We start from the raw sequence: 17775 nt of genomic DNA on the forward strand, positions 1-17775 counted from the left end.
GTTCCGCGTCGGCCTCCGTGCACACCTGCCGCGTCGCAGGCCGGTCGCGTCTGAATGCATCCGCAGCTTTGAACGCCCCCGTGCCGCGCCGCTCACATTTGTCTGCCTACGCTGGCTGCAGCCGTATCGCGGCGCAGACCAAACGAAAAGTGGAGGCGATGATGACGATGAAGATTCCGAAGGGTGCCCTGATCGTAGTGGCGGATGGCGGCTCGGCCCGCGTGTTCAGCAACACCGGTGATGAGCGCAACCTGGCCCTGAAGCAGGAAGCACTGCTGGAAGGCATGAACCTCGATGACGAAGGCCCGTCCGGTTCGATGCCGTCGGAATCCAGCGCCTCGCAGCTCGACGAGGCGACGTTCGCCAAGCAGCTGGCCAAGGGCCTCAACGACGGCGCCCTGAAGAACAAATACGCGCATCTGGTGCTGATCGCCGATGCGAAGACGCTGGGCCGCGTGCGTCCGCTGCTGCACAAGGAAACCCAGCAGCGTCTGGTCGGCGATCTCGCCAAGGATCTGACCAACGCGCCGCTCGACGACATCCAGCGCTCGCTGTCCTGATGACGGCCACCAGCGGCTACCACGCAGAGGCGCCGTCACGCGACGTGGTCGACGCGATGCGTGGGCCGCTGGTGATCGAATTCGGCACGGACTGGTGCGGACATTGCCAGGCCGCACAACCGGCGATCGCATCTGCGCTCGCCGGTCACGGTGCCATCGAGCACCTCAAGATCGAAGACGGCAAGCGCCGTCCGCTTGGACGCAGCTTCGCGGTGAAGCTGTGGCCCACCCTGATCGTGATGCGCGACGGCGTGGAGCTCGCGCGTGTCGTGCGTCCGACGGATGCAGCGGCAGTTGCCGCGGCACTGCGCGCGCTGGGCTAGTCCGCGACGCGGCGCCGGGCCTTCGGTGGTCCGCGATGACGCGACACATGGGGATTGCCCGGCACACAGAAGCGCCACGGCGCATCGACTGCACGACGGATGCCGATACGGGTCGTGATGAGCGGTGTCTGCGGCGCCGGGGTGCCGTCGTCGCCGATCCAGATGCGTGATGCACGCCTCGTGATGTCGAGCCCCCCATCCTCCCCCGTCACGCCCAATGCCTGCGCAAGACGCCCCGGGCCCGAGGCGAGCAGGGTCGGCGTCGTGGTGCGTCGCACCGCGGACATCGCCCCCACGCCCGCCATCGGCTCCGCCGCGCGGATCAGCACGCCATGTCCCGAGTGCTGCCCGCAGACGGCATTGATCGCCCAGTGCATGCCGTAGATGAAATACACATACAGATGCCCCGGCGCGCCGAACATCACCGCATTGCGCGGCGTCGGTCCACGGAACGAATGCGCCGCCGGATCGTCGCCGCCGCAGTAGGCTTCGACTTCGACGATGCGTGCGCGGCGTCCATCGGCGGTGACCAGCACCTTGTTGAGCAGTGCGGGTGCGACGACATGCGCATTGCGGGCGTAGAAGCGACGGGGCAGGGGACGCATGTGTGCAGCGTGCAGGCATCGGCGTGGTTCGCGTGCGAACGCGGATCGCGCGTCGACTCACGCCGGGTCGTGCGCGCCGTCCTTGCGCGGGATGAAGGTGATCTCGCCCGAGGTCTCGAGCACGGCCAGCTCGATCTCCCCCAGCGTCGCGTAACCGGCTGCGCGACGTGCGATCGCGAAGTCCTGCTCGCTGATCGCCTGGCGCGCGAGCTGCGCGCGGAACACTTCGCCGCGACGCGCCAGGATCACCGGCGCACCTTCGATGAACCGGTCGAAGCGACGGCTGTGCGCCGACAGGCGGCCGACCAGCGAGTTGAGAGCCAACAGCGTGGCCGCGAGGATCAGACCGCCGAGCAGCGAACTGTCCTCGCCGATCAGGGAGTTCTGCACCGCGTTGCCGAGCAGCACGACGACGAGCAGATCGAACGGGGTGAGCTGGCCGACGGTGCGTTTGCCGGTTAGGCGCATGAGCACCAGCACGACGGCATAGACGACGACCGCACGCAGTACGAACTCCCACCACGGCATGCTGAGCGAGAACAGACTGTCGAACGCACTGTGCATGGTCTCTCTCCACCGGCACGACCGGTGTGCGGCTTATCGCGCGGGCGATGTGGCGCGCCGGTGAATGCGACCGTCAGGCGCATCCCGCAGCGGAAAACCCGGCTTCCGCGCGTGTCGGAAGGTACGGCGCGGATCGCCACACACGATGTCGTCATGCCGGACGTGTGAGGATGGCGTTGTGCCCGGCGGCCTCCTCACCGTCGATGGACATCCTGCAATGCCTCCCTTCAGTTTCACCTTGCGGCACAACGCCGCCACCTTCGACTGGGAACTCGCCGCTGCTGGCGACGCCGCACCTTCGCACCACGCCACCCATTCGTCCGCGTTCGACATGCTGTCTGCCAATCCGCTGATCATTGCGCGCGGCGCCACCGTGCGTGTCTTCGGCGCAGACGGCGGTTACGAACGCGAGCGCACCTATGCGCCTGCGCTGCCGAAGCCCGCTACCGGATCGGCGATTTCAACGGTCGCGCTCTAGCGCGCGACACGCGCCCGCGCTGTGCGCGGGGATCCTGCAATCCGCACGATTGTTCTCGATGCGGCATGGCGTGACCGTCAGCTGTGCGGCCCGATACGCCCGTCGCGCACACCGCGCCGACGCTTGATGCGTCGGCCGTTGCCGTGCGTCAGTACTGCTGTGGCGGATCCTGCGGCTGGTTCGGCGCGGGCGGGTCCTGCATCGGCTGCGGATCCCGCTCCGGATCGCCGGGCGTGGGCAGTGGCGGATCGACGGGCTGGTCCGGCATCGGGTCGTGCATCGGGTGCGGAATGCTGCCCGGCACGTCGTCCTGCGGTGTCGGCGGTCGCGAAGGATTCGGCATCTGCATGGCGCGTCTCTCGGTGCGGTGATGCGACCACCGTGATCGCAACGACGCCATGCACGCGTGAATTCCGCACATGCTTCACGCGTGTCATCGCAGGCTGACGGCATGTCGCAACGCGCGCGCCACGCTTCCGTCCCAAGGCCTTCCGATGCGTAGGTTCGTGCAGGCGATCGCCGCCGATGCCGTACCGGACAGCGTGTCGACCGACTGTGCGGCCGCGCTGTCGGACGCGCCGCCGCGCTACAACATCGCATCCGGCGCCGACGCGCTCGCACTGTTGGTGCACGACGGCAATGTCATCGTCGACACACTGCGCTGGGGACTGGTGCCGCGCTGGTCGAAGCTGCCGGAGACTGCGTACAGCACCATCACCGCACGTCTGGACCGTGCACCGAAGAGCCGCATCTACGCGCGGCCCTGGGCATCGCGTCGGTGCGTGGTGCCGATGAACGGCTATTACAAATGGGACCGCAGCGGCGCACGGCCGGTCCCGCATTTCATCCAGTCGCGCAGCGGCGAGCTGCTGTTCGCCGCAGGCCTGTGGGACCTGTGGGAACGCGAGCCGCCGCCGTTGGCATCCTTTGCGTTGCTGACGATGCCCAATGCCGCGATTCCGCGGCCGTTGTCGCCCGACGGCCCGCTGTTCCTGCCGGCATCGGAGGTCCCGGCCTGGCTGTCCGGCCCGGCGCCCGACCCCGCCCGGATGGCCGCCACACCGCAGCCGGTGCTGGAGGCCTATGCCGTATCACGACGGATCCGCAGTCGCGATGTCGACGACTACACCCTGCTCGAACCCGCTCCGCCGGACACGCCGGACGCACCCGACGACGGGTTCGATTCCGACGACGCCGACGCCGACTGACGGAAATCTCACATCGCAGCGCTATCGTCCGCGCGTCCCCCATCCGTTCCGGAGTCCGTCATGCCGATCCTGCGTACTGTTTGCCTGGCGTTGTCCCTCGCCGCCGTCAGCACCATCAGCTCTGCCCAGACCCCGCCCACCGACGCGCAGGCCGCGTACATCGGTGCGCATATCTTCGATCGTCAGATCGAGGTGTTCCGCGAGTTCTGCGGCACAGATCCGGCTGGCGCGCAGGCGCTGGATACCGGTCTGACCCAGTTCCGCATGAACAATCCCGACTACATCGCAGCGAAGGGCAGCAAGCCCGATTCGCCCGAATTCGGGGCCACGGTGCAAGCCATCGACGCGCAGTTCGACCAGGTGGCCGGCACCATGCGCACGCAGCTCGCGTCGCGCCCGGTCGGGCCGCAGTGCACGACGCTCGGCGACCAGCTGCGGCAGGCGCGTTTCGCGGCGCTGCTGGAGCAGGCCCGGCGCGGTGCACCGCCGCCGCCTGCGACGCCCTGACGCAAGGCGCTAGAACGGCGCGCCGTCGACGGGATCGTGCGGCGGCGCCGGCAGCGCATGGATGCGCGCGCGTGTCGCCGCATCCGGCGCGTCGCGCTGCAGATCCCAGTCCTGTCCGTCGGGATAGGCGCCGACCACACGGAACGCATCGTCGGCATCGATACAGCGATGGCCGGTGCCGACCGGTAGCAGCAGCGCGTCGCCTGCTTCGAGCGTGACGACACTGCCGCCGGGTCCACCGATTTCCAGTCGCGCATGACCGGCGTACACGCCCAGCACTTCGTGCGCCGTCGAATGGTAGTGGTGATAGTCGTAGACGCCACCGCGCCAGTCCGGCGGCCAGCCGTGCGCGGCGAACATGCGCTCGAAAGCCGGCGCATCCGGCACATGATCCTTGGCTGAGCGCAGGCCGCGATACACGCGCACCGCGATCGATGGATTGTTCGGCACCCGGTCGTTGCGGCCGAGGATCAGACGTTCGATGCGCATCGCAGGCTCCGGACAGATCTGCCGACAGCCTGCCTGCGGACACGTCAGCGCGTCGGGAAGTCAGCCCTGCAGCGCGACGTGCAGCGGCGCGTCGCTGTCCCAGCGTGCGCGGCCGTCGAGCTCGGGCAATTCGACGAGTACAGCCGCACCGACGACGGTCGCACCCTGCTGCCGCGCCAGTGACAACGCGGCACGCAGCGTGCCGCCGGTGGCGAGCACGTCGTCGACCAGCACCACGCGCGCGCCGGGCGGCAAGGCATCGGCATGCATTTCCAGCCGGTCGCTGCCGTATTCGAGTGCGTAGTCGTGCGCCAGCGTACGCGCCGGCAGCTTGCCCGGCTTGCGCACCGGCACGAAGCCCGCGCCCAGCGCATGCACGAGCGCGGCCGCAAAGATGAAGCCGCGCGATTCGATACCGATGAAGGCGTCGGGCACCGCGTCGCGCCATGGCGCGGCCATCGCATCGATCGCATCGGCGAATCCGCGTGCATCGGCGAGGACCGGCGTGATGTCCTTGAACACGATGCCGGGTTTGGGGAAGTCCGGGATTTCCCGGATCAGCGACGACCAGTGCGGCATCGGGGGAGGGCTCGTTCGGCGGGCGACGATCATGGCCGCACACGCGTTCCGACACAATGTGCACGCCACGCGGCGTATACAGCCGCGACCCGCTTCCGGTGCCGTCATGCCCCAGCTCCAGCCCATGTCGCACCGGTGGTCGGCCATTGTGCTCGCCGCCGCACTCGTGGCCGCCGCGCCGGTCGAGGCGCGTACCGTGTGGCGCTGCGTCAAGGGCGGCACCGTGAGCCTGTCGACCGCGCCCGAGCCGGGCTCGACATGCGAGGCGCGCGAGATCGCAGACGACGCGGTGCAGACGCCGAATCTGTGGGGCTCGATGGGCGTCTTCAGCGGCGTGCTGTACGAACGCGAGCAGGACGGCGTGATGGTCTACGGCACGCGCCGGCTGCCGGGGTCGCGCGAGTACCTGCGCTTCACCGCGCAGACGCCGCCGGGCGAACCCGCACACGAAGGCCTGGGCAATGTCGGCGCGCCGCAGCTCAAGCCGCACTCGGCGCTGTTCGCGGCGAACGCGAAGACCTATGGACTCGACGAAGCCTGGCTGCGCGCGATCGCCCATGCGGAAAGCGGCTTCGACGCCACCGCGGTCTCGCCCAAAGGCGCGCGCGGGGTGATGCAGCTGATGCCGGATGTCATTTCCGATTACGGCGTCGTGGATCCGGACGCACCGGCCGAATCGATCCGTGCCGGCGCGCAGCATCTGCGTGGTCTGCTGCGACGCTACAACGGCGACCGCACACTCGCGCTCGCGGCCTACAACGCCGGCATCGGCACGGTCGCGCGGTTCGACGGCGTGCCGCCGTATGCGGAAACGCGCGCCTACATCGACAAGGTGCAGGCGCTGTACGTGCGCTACCGCGCGGCGCTGGGCAATCCGATCGAACGACCGGAAATCTGAAAGCCCGGAACGACGAAGGCCGCGGTTGCCCGCGGCCTTCGATGCGACGCGTCGAGGATCAACCCTCGCGCGGCGCCAGGCGGATCAGGCGGCCGTCCTTGCCGTCCTCGATCACCCACAGGGCGCCGTCCGGTCCCTGGGTCACGCCGCGGATGCGCGCGCCCATCGCAAAGCGCTCGGCTTCACGCGCGCTGGTGCCGTCGAGTTCGATGCGCACCAGCGTCTGGCCCGAAAGTCCGCCCGCGAACGCATTGCCGGTCCACTCCGGGAACAGCGTGCCCGAATAGACCATCAGGCTCGACGGCGAGATGACCGGTGTCCAGCTGATCAGCGGCTTGATGAATTCCGGACGCGTGTCGTGGTCGGGAATCGGACGGCCGTCGTAGTGGTTGCCGTTGGAGACGATCGGATAGCCGTAGTTGCCGCCGCGCTCGATCAGGTTGAACTCGTCGCCACCGGCGGGGCCCATCTCGATCTCCCACAGCTTGCCAGCGTCATCGAACGCGATGCCCAGCGGATTGCGCAGACCCAGTGCCCAGACCTGCGAGGCGACTTCACCCTGGTCGGCAAACGGGTTGTCCGCAGGCACGCTGCCGTCGTCGTTGAGCCGCAGCATCTTGCCCATGTTCGACGTCATGTCCTGGGCCGGGTCGAACTTCTGCCGGTCACCCGACGAGATCCACAGCTTGCCTTCCGGACCGAATGCGATGCGGTGCGCGTAGTGCCCATTGCCGCTGACCTTCGGCACTTGGCGCCAGATCACTTCGACGTCCTGCAGCGCGCCCGCGTCGGCATCCAGTCGTGCACGTGCCACCGCTGCGCCGCGGCCGCCGTCACCGTCTTCGGCATAGCTGAAGTACACCAGGCCGTTGTCGGCGAACTGCGGATGCGGCATCACGTCGCCGAAGCCACCCTGGCCGCCGTAGCCGACGTCGGGCACGCCGGAAATCTCGCGTGCTTCGCCGCCGGGCAGGGTGACGTGCTTGAGCACGCCAGACTTTTCGGTGACCAGCAGGCTGCCATCCGGCAGGAAGGCCAGCGCCCACGGCTCGTTGAAGCTCGCGATTTCGGTGCTCGCGAACGGCAGGCCTTCGATCGCATCTTCCGCAGGCGCGGCGTTGGCCGCGTCGGTCTGTGCCTGCGGCGTCGCAGTCTGCGTCTCGCTGCCGTTGGCTGCGTTGCCGCTGCAGCCCGACAGCCAGAACAGCGAGGCGGCGAGTGTGGTGAGAACGAGAGGGCGCGTGTGATTCATGCGTGGCTCCGGGGCGCAATCAGGGAAAACCCGAGTGTCGCATAACGTCCTGTGCAGCCCTCGCGAGCCGCGGTTTCGTAAACGTTGTGTTCGATTCAGTCGCGCGCATCGATCGCGCAGTGCATGCGGCCAGCGACGACACGCATGCGCAACGGCGACGTGGCGCGTTTCGATGTCGCTGCCTCACGTGGCGTGGATATCCGGCTAGGCGCACCCAAGGCGCGTGTGGTTAAGCGTTCGTAAGCGCAGTCGCTTCGCACCGGTGCGGCATTCATCCGTTCGATTGCAAGGTGGAGTCGTGCGGTATCCACGACGAGGACGACTCACCACCCCGCGCAACAGAACCCAAGTCTAGTAACTGGAGTAGAAGCTCATGAAGAACGCACGCAATCCGCTGATCGCGACCATCGCCCTGGGTGTTGCCATGGCCATGCCGATGGCATTCGCGCAGGATCCGACCTCTTCCACCCAGGATGCGACCTCCCCGCCGCCGACCACCACGCAGGACTATGCGCAGGACGCCACGGCAGAAGCGCCGCAGGCCCAGCAGGGTCAGGTGACCTGGGCGGATCTGGACACCGATGGTGACGGCAAGCTGAGTCAGGCCGAGGCGGCAGGCCTCGAGGGTCTCTCGCAGGTCTTCAGTGAAGTCGATGCCGACGGCGATGGCTTCATCACGCCGGAAGAGTATCGCGACTTCGTGAACCGCCAGGCTGCAGGTGTCGGCGCTGCTGACGAGTGATCCCGGTAGAGGCGTGATGTGATCGCGTGATTGGATCACCTCATGAGGGCGGCCTTCGGGCCGCCCTTTTTTGTGGGCCTTTTTGGTCACTGCACGCGGACCGCAGCGCATAATCCGTGCATGACGCAGATCCGCATGATCGGCTTCGATGCCGACGACACCCTCTGGCGCAGCCAGGATTATTTCGACGACGCGCAGGCCGAGTTCGAACGCATCGTCGGCCGTTACGTCGACCTCGCGGACGTGCGGGTGCTCGATGCGCTGTATGCGGTCGAAACCGCCAACATCGCCGTGTTCGGTTACGGCGTGAAAGGCATGACGCTGTCGATGATCGAGTCGGCGACGCAGATCACCGGCGGCCGCATCGCGGCGCTCGACCTGCATCGCATCGTCGAGATGGCCAAGGGGCTGTTGCGGCATCCGGTGGAACTGCTGCCCGGCATCCGCGCGGCGGTGGAAGCGGTCGCCGCCGATTTCGACGTGGTCCTGATCACCAAGGGCGACCTGTTCCATCAGGAAGCCAAGGTGCGCGACTCGGGACTGTCGGACCTGTTCCGGCGTATCGAGATCGTCAGCGAGAAAGATCCGCCGACCTACGCGCGTCTGCTGGCCGAATTCGACATCGACGCAGGACAGTTCCTGATGATCGGCAACTCGCTGCGCTCGGATATCGCACCGGTGCTCACGCTGGGCGGCTGGGGCGTGCACATGCCGTATCGCACGACATGGGCGCACGAAACGGAGGCGGTGATCGACGCCGGACTCGATGACCGGATGTGCGTCGTTGCCGAGCCGGGTGCATTGCCGGATGCGGTCGCGATGCTCGCCGCGCGCGCAGCGGTATCGCGCAACGGTTGATTCGAATCGCCGCCCGATCGCGGCGTAAACGCTTCCATTGTCGGTAAACGTTTACAGTTTGAACCGTCTCTTTACGTGGCTGCGATCGCGGTCGCGCAAGCCGCGAAATTGCACGCGTGTTCATTCCCGGCGCGCCATGTTGGTGCCATGGCCGCTGCGGTGGCGGCCCACTGGAGAGACGCCATGACCACCAATCCTCTGACCCGATGGCTTGCGCCCGGCCTGCTTGCAGTCGGTCTGTCTGCCGCTGCGATCGCGCCCGCTCCGGCGCATGCCCAGTCCAACGACGACCTGGTGCAGGTCATCGTCGACGTGGCCGATGTGGTGCTGCGTGGCAACCAGCCGTACTACCGCGGCGACTACAATAACCAGCTGCGGGTGTCCTACGACAATCGCGGACGTCCGGTGTACTACCGCAACGCGCCGCGCCACGACCAGCGCTACAACGCCCGGAACCACCGCAACGGTCCGCCGCGCCACGCGCCGGCGCACGGCTGGCGCAACCAGCAGCAGGTGCGCCGCGAGACCTGTGACCGTCGCGGCCGCTGCACCGTGCAGTACTACGACCCCCGCCAGGACAGGTCGCGCGACCGTCGCTGGCGCTGAGCCGCCTCGCGGCATCGCCCTCTCATCGGGTCGCTTCCATTGCGCCGCAGTCATCCGACTGCGGCGCCTTTCTGATAGCGTTCCGCAATGTCCTGTCACCGCCGCGCCCACATGCACGCACGCCCCCTGGATGCCCGCTGGTTGCGCCTCGCCGCCGTTGCCGTTCTGGCATTGGGGTCGATGCCGGCCGCTGCGGCGGAGACGATGACCTGCGAACTGGTGTTCACCGCGGGCAACTGGTCGTCCCTGCACCAGGCCGCGCGTGGCCAGGGCGAACTGCGCTGCGCTGACGGACAGACCTTGCCCGTGCGCGTGAGCGTCAAGGCTGGTGGCCCGCAGTCGTTGCGCATCGATGCGGGTGCGGCCAGTTTCAGCAACGTCGAAGACCCGCGCGACGTGCTCGGCGCCTATGTCGCCGACGGACAGGTTGGTAGCAGCGATCTGTCGATGCGCAAGGGTGCGATCGCGTTGCGGGTGACCGCTGCCGGCGACTGGTGGCAGCAGGGTGGACGTCCCGACACGCTGGTGATCGCCGCGCGCTGAGCGGCGCCGTTCATTCGCTGCGGCCGGCCTGTTCGCTCTGTGGCAGCGCGCGGAGCGTGCTTTCGGCATCCAGCCCGATCCGCGCCGCGAACCGGTCCAGCGCAAGCCACCACGCGGCCAGCAGTCCGATCACCACGATGATGCCGATGCCCCAGCGCCAGAGGCGGGGCGTGCGGTTCTGCGGGCGGGAAGTGGCCATGGCGGCTGTCCTTGGATTGCGGGCGTGGGGTATGGTCGTTCGCCGCGTGTCGCGGGTGCGTCGCGGTCGGGGACGCATGTCGTGACACCTGTGCCGGACAACGCGTGGCGCCGGGCCGCGCGGCCAGTCGAGGAGCCTGTCGCCATGTCATTCCGTTCCGCCGCGATCGCCCTGCTGCTGGCCGGTATCGCCCTGCCCGCGATGGCGCAGGACACGTCCGGTGCGTCTGACGAGCCCGCGCAGGCACCGGCGGTCGCGGTCTGGTCCGCTGCAAGCGGCGACGACTGGCTCGATACGTGGCTGGCCGACACCAACACCTATGCCGGGCGGTATCGCGGTGCGTTCGTCGACGAACTGGTGCGTTACCAGGGCGCGCCGCGGGTGTTCGTCACCGAACTGCTGGACGCCGGCGCGCGACCGGGCGATGTCTATCTGGCCTGCGCCACGGCATACGTGCTGGGCCGGACCTGCCGCGAGGTGGTCGGGGAATGGCGGCGCGACCCCGCCGGCGGCTGGCGCGATGTGCTGGCGCGGCTGGACGCGGGCCCGGGCACGGAGGCGTTCTCGCGCGTGCGGCGTGGGCTGGTGTCGAGTTACGACCGCTGGGCGCGGCCGATCCGTCTGGACGCGGCATTGCGCCGCGCGTTGCCCGACCGCGAAGGTTGAGCCCGGGCGCCGCGAACGCGACGCCCGGAACCGGACTCAGCCGATCGCCAGCGTCTTGTTCTTGCGTTCGGCGAGGCGCTTTTCCAGGTAGTGGATGTTCTGTCCACCGGCATGGAAGCCCTGGTCGCGCATGATCCGCTGCTGCAGCGGGATGTTGGTCTTGATGCCGTCGACGACCATTTCCGACAGCGCCACGCGCATGCGGCAGATCGCCTGCTCGCGGTCGGCGCCGTGCACGATCAGCTTGCCGATCATCGAGTCGTAGTTCGGCGGCACCGCATAGCCTTCGTAGACGTGCGTGTCGACGCGCACACCCGGTCCGCCCGGTGCGTGGAAGTGGCGGATCGTGCCGGGCGAGGGCAGAAAGGTGTCCGGATCCTCGGCGTTGATACGGCACTCGATCGCATGGCCGGTCAGCACCACGTCTTCCTGTCGGATCGACAGCTTGTGGCCCGACGCGATCATCAGCTGCTCGCGCACCAGATCGATGCCCGTCACCAGCTCGGTCACCGGATGTTCGACCTGGATGCGGGTGTTCATTTCGATGAAGTAGAAGCGGCCGTCCTCGTAGAGGAACTCGAACGTGCCCGCGCCGCGGTAGCCGATGCGGATGCAGGCATCCACGCAGACCTTGCCGATCTGCGCGCGCGCTTCGGGCGTGATGCCCGGCGCCGGTGCTTCCTCGACGACCTTCTGGTGGCGACGCTGCATCGAGCAGTCGCGCTCGCCCAGATGGATCGCACCGCCCTGGCCGTCGGCCAGCACCTGGATCTCCACATGGCGCGGGTTCTCGAGGAACTTCTCCATGTAGACCATGTCGTTCGAGAACGCGGCCTTGGCTTCCTGCTTGGTCGTCGCGATCGCGTTGACCAGTGCGGCTTCGGTGTGGACTACGCGCATGCCGCGTCCGCCGCCACCACCGGCCGCCTTGACGATGACCGGGTAGCCGATCTCGCGGGCGATCTTGACGTTGGTCGCCGCGTCGTCGCCCAGCGGGCCGCCGGAACCGGGTACGCAGGGCACGCCGGCTTCCTTCATCGCGCGGATCGCCTCGACCTTGTCGCCCATCAGGCGGATGGTCTCGGCCTTCGGCCCGATGAAGATGAAGCCCGACTGCTCGACGCGTTCGGCGAAGTCGGCGTTCTCGCTGAGGAAGCCGTAGCCGGGATGGATCGCCTGGGCATCGGTGACCTCGGCCGCGGCGATGATCGCCGGCATGTCGAGGTAGCTCTGCGCGGATGGCGGCGGGCCGATGCAGACCGACTCGTCAGCCATCGCCACGTGCTTGAGGTTGCGGTCGACGGTGGAATGCACCGCGACCGTACGGATGCCCAGGGTGTGACACGCGCGCAGGATGCGCAGCGCGATCTCACCCCGATTGGCGATGACGACTTTTTCCAGCATCGTGGCGGCCTCAGCCGATCACGAACAGCGGCTGGTCGAATTCGACCGGCTGGCCGCTCTCGCACAGGATCGCGACGACCGTGCCCGAGGTCTCGGCCTCGATCGGGTTGAACATCTTCATCGCTTCGATGATGCCCAGCGTGTCGCCGACCTTGACCTGCTGGCCGACCGAGACGAACGACGGCTTGTCCGGTGCGGGCGAGGCGTAGTAAGTGCCGACCATCGGCGACTTGGTCACCACGCCGGCGGGCAGATCGTCGCCGGCGGCCTTCGGCGTGCCGCCGGTGGCGGCGTCGACCGGCGAGCTCATCGGCATCACCGGCTCGGCGGCGCGCGGGGCGGCCGCGGCCGGCGCGGGGGCGTACATCATCGGCGCGGCGGCCGCATTGCGCGACAGGCGCACGGACTCTTCGCCTTCCTTGATCTCGATCTCGGTCAGGTTGGACTCTTCGAGCAGGTCGATGAGCTTCTTGATCTTTCTCAGGTCCATGCGGGCCTCTCTCTTTGCGTGGGTCGCGCAGACGCGCGAATACGGAACGGGATGGATTCGGGTCGGATGTCAGCCGGCGCGCAGCCGGGCGATCGCGGCGTCGAGCGCGTAGCGGTAGCTGTCGGCGCCGAAGCCGCAGACCACGCCGATGGCGAGGTCGCTGAAGTAACTGGTGTGGCGGAACGGCTCGCGGCGGTGCGGGTTCGACAGGTGGATCTCGTAGAACGGCAGGGCGACCGCGGCCAGCGCGTCGCGCAGGGCCACGGAGGTATGGGTGAACGCGGCCGGGTTGAGCAGGATCAGCGCGGTGCCGTCGGCCCGGGCGGCCTGCACCCGGTCGACCAGCACGTGCTCGGCGTTCGACTGCAGGCTCTCCAGCATGTGGCCGGCGGCCTGCGCGGTCGTCTGCAGCGAAGCGTCGATGTCGGCCAGCGTCGCGTGCCCGTAGACCTCCGGCTCGCGGGTGCCGAGCAGGTTGAGGTTGGGACCGTGCAGGACGAGGATCGAGGCCATCGGGGACGGGGTGCGGCGGGTGCGCGAAGTCTGCGGGATGTCCCCGATGGTGTCCAGTTCGCAGACGTTTGACGATTTTAAACGTCCGTTTGAATTTCCGAGGTCAGGGTGCGACCCAGCCGTCGATCTCGCCGTGGGCGAAGGGGCCGATCCGTTGCTTGAGCAACCGCCCGTCCGGCGACAGCAGCACGGTATAGGGCAGTACGCCGCGCGGATTGCCCAGGCGCACGCCGGCGTCGGCCGGGCCGGGCGCATCCAGGGCGATGGCGTAGTTCACCGGAATCCGCTCGAGGAATGCCCGAACGGCTTCGGCGTCGTCGAGCGCAATGCCCAATACCTGCACGCCGGTGTCACCCTGTTCGCGGGCGAAGCGGTCCAGTTCGGGCATTTCCTCGATGCAGGGCCCGCACCAGCTGGCCCAGAGGTTCACCAGCACCGGACGGCCCGCATAAGCGTTCGGCATCTGCAGCGTCGGTCCGTCCAGACCGGCGACCTCGAACGGTGCGATGACATCGCCGCGGCGCGCGACGGTCACGCCTTCGGGCGGCGCAGGCGCAGTGGCGCTGAGCGTGTCGGCATACAGACGTTGTCCGGCTTCGGATCCGAGCAGCGGGCCGGGGCCGCCGACGAACAGGCTGGCGAGCACACCGAGACCGCCGGCAACGACCGCGATCGCGACGACCGTCAGCGGGCCGACCTTCACTGCGCCGAACCCGTGCGCCCGAGCGCGTCGACGATGATCGCGTCGCTGAGCAACGCAGGCAGCACGACGCCGTCACCGCCGCCGGCCGGATACACCACATACAGCGGCACGCCGACTGCGCCATGCGCCTCGAGGAAGGCGCCGATTTCCGGATCCACATTGGTCCAGTCGCCGACCATGTAGGTGGCACCGGCATCGGCCATCGCGGTCTTGAACGTGGCGCCCGACAGTACCCGGCGCTCGTTGGCCTTGCAGGTCACGCACCAGTCGGCGGTCATGTTGACGAACACCGGCGTGCCGGCGGCGCGCAAGGCGGCCAGGCGTTCGGCAGAGTAGGCGACGTGCGTGCCGCTCTCGCTGGCCGCGGTGTTCGCAGTCGCCGGCGTCGTGAGCCGGCCGACCGCGATCACCGGCAGCAAGGCCACCAGTGCGAGCGCCAGCGCGAGTCCGCGATGCAGGACGTGGCCGGTCCAGCGGCGACGTTCGAACCACCACAGCGCCAGCGCGAGCACGGTCATGCCGGCGACCAGCAGCGCCATCGCATCGACGCCGCGCTGCTTGCCGAGCACCCACGCCAGCCACAGCGCGGTCAGATACATCGGGAATGCCAGCACTTGCTTGAGCGTTTCCATCCATGCGCCGGGCTTCGGCAGGCGGTCGGCCAGCGCCGGCACCAGACCGATCAGCAGGAACGGCAGGGCGAGTCCCAGGCCCAGCATCAGGAATACCGCCAGCGCCATCGGCGTCGATGCGGTGAACGCATAGGCCAGCGCGCCGCCCATGAAGGGCGCGATGCAGGGGCTGGCGACTACACAGGCCAATACGCCGGTGAAGAAGTCGCCGACCGGGCCGCTGCGTCCCGCGAGCGCGTGTCCGACGTTGCCGATACGCCCGCCGAGGCTGAAGACGCCCGACAGGCTCAGGCCCACCGCGAACATCAGATAGGCGAGCGCCGCGACGAACCACGGTTGCTGCAACTGGAAGCCCCAGCCCATTGCCTGGCCGGCGGCGCGCAGAGCGATCGCGAGCAGACCGACCAGCGCGAATGCGACCAGCACGCCGGCCGTGTACCAGAGCGCATGCGAGCGTGCGGCCGCGCGACTGCCGCCACTCTTCGCAATGCCCAGCACCTTCAGCGACAGGATCGGCAGCACGCAGGGCATCAGGTTCAACAGCACGCCGCCGAGCAACGCCAGGCCGAGCGCGGCGAACAGGCCGATCGAGTCGGCGCCAGGCGGTCGCGTGCGCGATGCGTTGTCGGCGCTGGCGTCGGGGGTGTCGATATCGGGAGTCGGCGCGCTCAGCGCGTCGTTGCCGCCGCTCGCAACAGGCGACGGGATTTCAGACGTGGCGACATCGTTCGCATCGACGGCCGTGTCAGTCGTGGCAGCGTCGCCAGTGGATGCAGCACCCGCCAACTCAGCCGCGGCTTCGGCCACCGTCTGCACGCGGCCCGCCGGCAAGGCGACGCGCACGGAGCGGGTCATCGGCGGATAGCAGATGCCCTCGTCCTGGCAGCCCTGGAAGGTCGCGACGACCTCGACCTGCGCGGCCTCGGCCGTCGTGCGCACCAGCGGCAGCGGTACGTCGACCTGGTCGAAATAGACGGTGACGTCGCCGAAGTGCGCATCGTGATGCGCCTGTCCGGCCGGCCAGCGCGGTGCGCCGGCGCGGATGCCCTCGGCGCCGCGGACCTCGAACCGGTTGCGGTCGCGATAGAGGTAGTAGCCCTTGGCCGGGGTGAAGCGCAGCAGGATCGTGTCGCCGTCGCCCGCGATGGCCTCGAATGCGAACGCGCGCTCGGGCGGCAGCGCATCGTTCGCACCGGTGAGCGTCGGCGCGCGGCCGGCGCCGTTGCCGCCGAGCGCCTGGCCGAATGCGGCAAAGCCCGAATCGTTCGCGGCTGGCGCGCGCGCCGCACCCGCAGCGCCGCGAGGCAGCGCGACCTGCAGCATGCGCGTCTGCGGCGGATAGCAGATGCCCGCATCCGCGCAGCCCTGGTATTTCACTTCGACCTGCAGCGTGTCGACGCCGTCGGCCGGCGCGCCGGTCAGCACGCCGGTGACCCGTCCTCGGTAGGTCTCGACTTCGCCAAAGAATTCGTCGGTGTGCTTGCGGCCGGCCGGCAATTGCAGCGGATTGGTCTTGAAGCCGCTCTCGACCCGCGCGCCCATGCGATGGCGATACAGGTAATAGCCGTCGGCGATCGCCCAGCGGATCTCGATCCGGTCCGGGCCCACGGCCTCGGCCGAGACCGCGAGCGCTTCGTCGACCGGCAGCACGTCGTCGAAACCGATGCCTTGTGCCCATGCCGGCAGGCAGGCGAGGAACAGCATGCAGGCCGTCAGCCAGCCGATGACGCGGCCCGTCCTGTCTGCTGGAGAAGAACGCCGGTGTTCGCGGCTGGCCATGGATTCGGAGTCGGGCGGACGCATCGCGCAAGTATCGCAGGCCGTCGTCGTCGATGCCGAACGCAGGTTCAGCGCGGACGGGTCAGCTGCGCGGTGCAGGGGCGGTCGCCTCTTCGATCCACTGCAGGTAGGCCGGCAGTCCCCCGGCAACCGGGAGGGCGATCAGCTCCGGCACGTCATGGGGATGCAGCGCGACCAGTCGCTCGCGCAATGCCGGCAGGTGTACGGATGTGGTCTTGATCATCAGCAGGACTTCGTCGTCCACCACCACGTCGCCCTCCCAGCGATAGACCGAGCGCACGCCGGACAGCAGGTTCACGCAGGCGGCGAGCCGGGCCTCGACAAGCGCGCGGGCGATGCGCTCGGCGGTCGGGGCGTCGGGGCAGGTACTGAAGCAGGCGAGGGTGTCCATCGACGCACGATACTGCGGGCCGACCTGCACGAGGCCTGCACGGGCGCGTCGCCACGCTGGTGCGGCGCGGGACGGACGCTGCATCCCGTCAGTGGGAGAAAAATGTCGCGCGCATTACTGAACTGGTCGGTATGATTAATCGATCCCCTTCCAATATGCCGAGCCCTCCGCGGCTCCCGACGAGTTCGATGCGCCTGATCCCTACCGCTGTCGCCATGGCCGTGCTGTCGTGTACCGCCATTCCTGTTGCTGCCCAGTCCGCACCCGTCGAGGTCGGCATCGGCGCCTCCGCCACCCGTGAGAACGAGACCACCCTGGTGGCCAGCGTGGCCTGGCTGCCCGAGTGGCGCCGCACCGAGCATGGTGTGCTGCGCTGGGACGTCGGAGCGGTCTATGTCCGCGGCCGCGACAACACCCGTTTCGATCTGTCCGAAGATGCGGGCGTGTTCCATGGCGGCGCCCGTTACGAACGCGACAACGGATTCGTCGCCGGCTTCGGCGTCGGTGTGCAGGCCGGTCGTACCAGTGCGCTGTCGGGCAATCCGCAGTTCGTGAGCACGGTCGGCTGGCGCTGGGACCGGTTCTCGCTGCTGGCCCGGCATATCTCCAACGCCAGCATCAAGCAGCCCAACGACGGCGAGACCATGCTGCTCGCGACCTGGCGCTTCCGCTGAAGACAGCGCGGCGCCCGTCCGGACGCCGGTAGACGTGGCGTGCCGTCCTGCAAGACGGCATCCGATCCGTCGAAACGTCCGCCTGCCCTTG

General features: G+C 68.4%; 25 protein-coding genes. 12 read left to right on the top strand and 13 right to left on the bottom strand.

Features of this window, described 5'->3' with window-relative positions; genetic code table 11:
* Positions 1-161: 161 nt before the first annotated feature.
* Both AC3A4E_RS03920 and AC3A4E_RS03925 read left to right on the top strand, forming a co-directional pair.
* Complete coding sequence (locus AC3A4E_RS03920) at positions 162-560, top strand: host attachment family protein (protein ID WP_487630258.1); 399 nt, start codon at positions 162-164, stop codon at positions 558-560.
* A complete protein-coding gene (locus AC3A4E_RS03925) occupies positions 560-883 on the top strand; it encodes a thioredoxin family protein (RefSeq protein WP_487630259.1) in 324 nt (107 codons plus the stop codon). The genes AC3A4E_RS03920 and AC3A4E_RS03925 overlap by 1 nt, the downstream gene beginning before the upstream one ends.
* On the opposite strand, the gene AC3A4E_RS03930 is transcribed toward AC3A4E_RS03925, so the two are convergent.
* Both AC3A4E_RS03930 and AC3A4E_RS03935 read right to left on the bottom strand, forming a co-directional pair.
* The gene (locus AC3A4E_RS03930; protein WP_487632007.1) at positions 880-1479 is read right to left on the bottom strand and encodes a DNA-3-methyladenine glycosylase; all 600 of its coding nucleotides are present in this window, start codon (positions 1477-1479) and stop codon (positions 880-882) included. The two genes, AC3A4E_RS03925 and AC3A4E_RS03930, sit on opposite strands and share 4 nt — an antisense overlap.
* A 66-nt stretch (positions 1480-1545) precedes the next feature.
* Positions 1546-2052 carry a DUF421 domain-containing protein gene (locus AC3A4E_RS03935; RefSeq protein ID WP_487630260.1) on the bottom strand — a complete coding sequence of 169 codons (507 nt, stop codon included), beginning with the start codon at positions 2050-2052 and terminating at the stop codon, positions 1546-1548.
* Positions 2053-2269: 217 nt separating this feature from the next.
* On the opposite strand from AC3A4E_RS03935, the gene AC3A4E_RS03940 reads away from it, so the two are divergent.
* Complete coding sequence (locus tag AC3A4E_RS03940; protein WP_487630261.1) at positions 2270-2530, top strand: hypothetical protein; 261 nt, start codon at positions 2270-2272, stop codon at positions 2528-2530.
* A 148-nt stretch (positions 2531-2678) separates the two neighbouring features.
* Here the strand turns inward: AC3A4E_RS03940 and AC3A4E_RS03945 are convergent, their stop codons facing one another.
* Complete coding sequence (locus tag AC3A4E_RS03945) at positions 2679-2879, bottom strand: hypothetical protein (protein WP_487630262.1); 201 nt, start codon at positions 2877-2879, stop codon at positions 2679-2681.
* A gap of 145 nt (positions 2880-3024) precedes the next feature.
* On the opposite strand from AC3A4E_RS03945, the gene AC3A4E_RS03950 reads away from it, so the two are divergent.
* Both AC3A4E_RS03950 and AC3A4E_RS03955 read left to right on the top strand, forming a co-directional pair.
* The gene (locus AC3A4E_RS03950; RefSeq protein ID WP_487630263.1) at positions 3025-3738 is read left to right on the top strand and encodes an SOS response-associated peptidase; all 714 of its coding nucleotides are present in this window, start codon (positions 3025-3027) and stop codon (positions 3736-3738) included.
* Between the two features lie 60 nt (positions 3739-3798).
* Complete coding sequence (locus AC3A4E_RS03955) at positions 3799-4245, top strand: hypothetical protein (protein ID WP_487630264.1); 447 nt, start codon at positions 3799-3801, stop codon at positions 4243-4245.
* A gap of 9 nt (positions 4246-4254) precedes the next feature.
* Here the strand turns inward: AC3A4E_RS03955 and AC3A4E_RS03960 are convergent, their stop codons facing one another.
* Positions 4255-4734 (bottom strand): cupin, encoded by a 480-nt coding sequence (locus AC3A4E_RS03960; protein ID WP_487630265.1) that lies wholly within the window; start codon positions 4732-4734, stop codon positions 4255-4257.
* A gap of 60 nt (positions 4735-4794) precedes the next feature.
* Positions 4795-5346, bottom strand: coding sequence for an adenine phosphoribosyltransferase (locus AC3A4E_RS03965; protein WP_487630266.1), 552 nt, complete (start codon positions 5344-5346; stop codon positions 4795-4797).
* Positions 5347-5419: 73 nt separating this feature from the next.
* Between AC3A4E_RS03965 and AC3A4E_RS03970 the strand changes: the two genes are divergently transcribed.
* Complete coding sequence (locus tag AC3A4E_RS03970) at positions 5420-6211, top strand: lytic transglycosylase domain-containing protein (protein ID WP_487630267.1); 792 nt, start codon at positions 5420-5422, stop codon at positions 6209-6211.
* 58 nt (positions 6212-6269) lie between these two features.
* Here the strand turns inward: AC3A4E_RS03970 and AC3A4E_RS03975 are convergent, their stop codons facing one another.
* Complete coding sequence (locus AC3A4E_RS03975) at positions 6270-7463, bottom strand: PQQ-dependent sugar dehydrogenase (protein WP_487630268.1); 1194 nt, start codon at positions 7461-7463, stop codon at positions 6270-6272.
* A 373-nt stretch (positions 7464-7836) separates the two neighbouring features.
* On the opposite strand from AC3A4E_RS03975, the gene AC3A4E_RS03980 reads away from it, so the two are divergent.
* The 4 genes from AC3A4E_RS03980 (at position 7837) to AC3A4E_RS03995 (ending at position 10212) form a co-directional block, all read left to right on the top strand.
* A complete protein-coding gene (locus tag AC3A4E_RS03980; RefSeq protein ID WP_487630269.1) occupies positions 7837-8205 on the top strand; it encodes an EF-hand domain-containing protein in 369 nt (122 codons plus the stop codon).
* A gap of 120 nt (positions 8206-8325) precedes the next feature.
* Positions 8326-9063: an HAD family hydrolase gene (locus tag AC3A4E_RS03985; protein ID WP_487630270.1), complete on the top strand. Its 738-nt coding sequence runs from the start codon at positions 8326-8328 to the stop codon at positions 9061-9063.
* A gap of 183 nt (positions 9064-9246) precedes the next feature.
* The gene (locus tag AC3A4E_RS03990; protein WP_487630271.1) at positions 9247-9669 is read left to right on the top strand and encodes a hypothetical protein; all 423 of its coding nucleotides are present in this window, start codon (positions 9247-9249) and stop codon (positions 9667-9669) included.
* Positions 9670-9780: 111 nt separating this feature from the next.
* Positions 9781-10212, top strand: a complete 432-nt coding sequence (locus AC3A4E_RS03995) for a hypothetical protein (RefSeq protein WP_487630272.1) — start codon at positions 9781-9783, stop codon at positions 10210-10212.
* Between the two features lie 10 nt (positions 10213-10222).
* On the opposite strand, the gene AC3A4E_RS04000 is transcribed toward AC3A4E_RS03995, so the two are convergent.
* Entirely contained in the window at positions 10223-10411 is a 189-nt protein-coding gene (locus tag AC3A4E_RS04000; protein ID WP_487630273.1) for a hypothetical protein, read from the bottom strand.
* A 144-nt stretch (positions 10412-10555) separates the two neighbouring features.
* Between AC3A4E_RS04000 and AC3A4E_RS04005 the strand changes: the two genes are divergently transcribed.
* Positions 10556-11077 (top strand): hypothetical protein, encoded by a 522-nt coding sequence (locus AC3A4E_RS04005; protein ID WP_487630274.1) that lies wholly within the window; start codon positions 10556-10558, stop codon positions 11075-11077.
* Positions 11078-11113: 36 nt separating this feature from the next.
* On the opposite strand, the gene accC is transcribed toward AC3A4E_RS04005, so the two are convergent.
* The 6 genes from accC to cutA all read right to left on the bottom strand — a co-directional run bounded on the left by accC (position 11114) and on the right by cutA (position 17010).
* Positions 11114-12481 (bottom strand): acetyl-CoA carboxylase biotin carboxylase subunit, encoded by a 1368-nt coding sequence (gene accC / locus AC3A4E_RS04010; RefSeq protein ID WP_487630275.1) that lies wholly within the window; start codon positions 12479-12481, stop codon positions 11114-11116.
* A gap of 10 nt (positions 12482-12491) precedes the next feature.
* A complete protein-coding gene (gene accB / locus AC3A4E_RS04015) occupies positions 12492-12971 on the bottom strand; it encodes an acetyl-CoA carboxylase biotin carboxyl carrier protein (protein WP_487630276.1) in 480 nt (159 codons plus the stop codon).
* A gap of 69 nt (positions 12972-13040) precedes the next feature.
* Positions 13041-13484, bottom strand: coding sequence for a type II 3-dehydroquinate dehydratase (gene aroQ / locus AC3A4E_RS04020; RefSeq protein WP_232147873.1), 444 nt, complete (start codon positions 13482-13484; stop codon positions 13041-13043).
* Between the two features lie 103 nt (positions 13485-13587).
* Positions 13588-14187: a TlpA disulfide reductase family protein gene (locus AC3A4E_RS04025; protein WP_487630277.1), complete on the bottom strand. Its 600-nt coding sequence runs from the start codon at positions 14185-14187 to the stop codon at positions 13588-13590.
* On the bottom strand, positions 14184-16523 hold the full coding sequence (locus tag AC3A4E_RS04030; RefSeq protein WP_487632008.1) for a protein-disulfide reductase DsbD family protein: 2340 nt from the start codon (positions 16521-16523) through the stop codon (positions 14184-14186). Before AC3A4E_RS04030 ends, AC3A4E_RS04025 begins: the two co-directional genes overlap by 4 nt.
* A 157-nt stretch (positions 16524-16680) precedes the next feature.
* Entirely contained in the window at positions 16681-17010 is a 330-nt protein-coding gene (cutA, locus tag AC3A4E_RS04035) for a divalent-cation tolerance protein CutA (RefSeq protein WP_487630278.1), read from the bottom strand.
* A gap of 215 nt (positions 17011-17225) precedes the next feature.
* Here cutA and AC3A4E_RS04040 point away from each other — a divergent pair, with 215 nt between their 5' ends.
* Complete coding sequence (locus AC3A4E_RS04040) at positions 17226-17684, top strand: acyloxyacyl hydrolase (protein WP_487630279.1); 459 nt, start codon at positions 17226-17228, stop codon at positions 17682-17684.
* Positions 17685-17775 lie beyond the last annotated feature (91 nt).

This window comes from Luteimonas sp. Soil_N_1 (genome assembly GCF_057656255.1).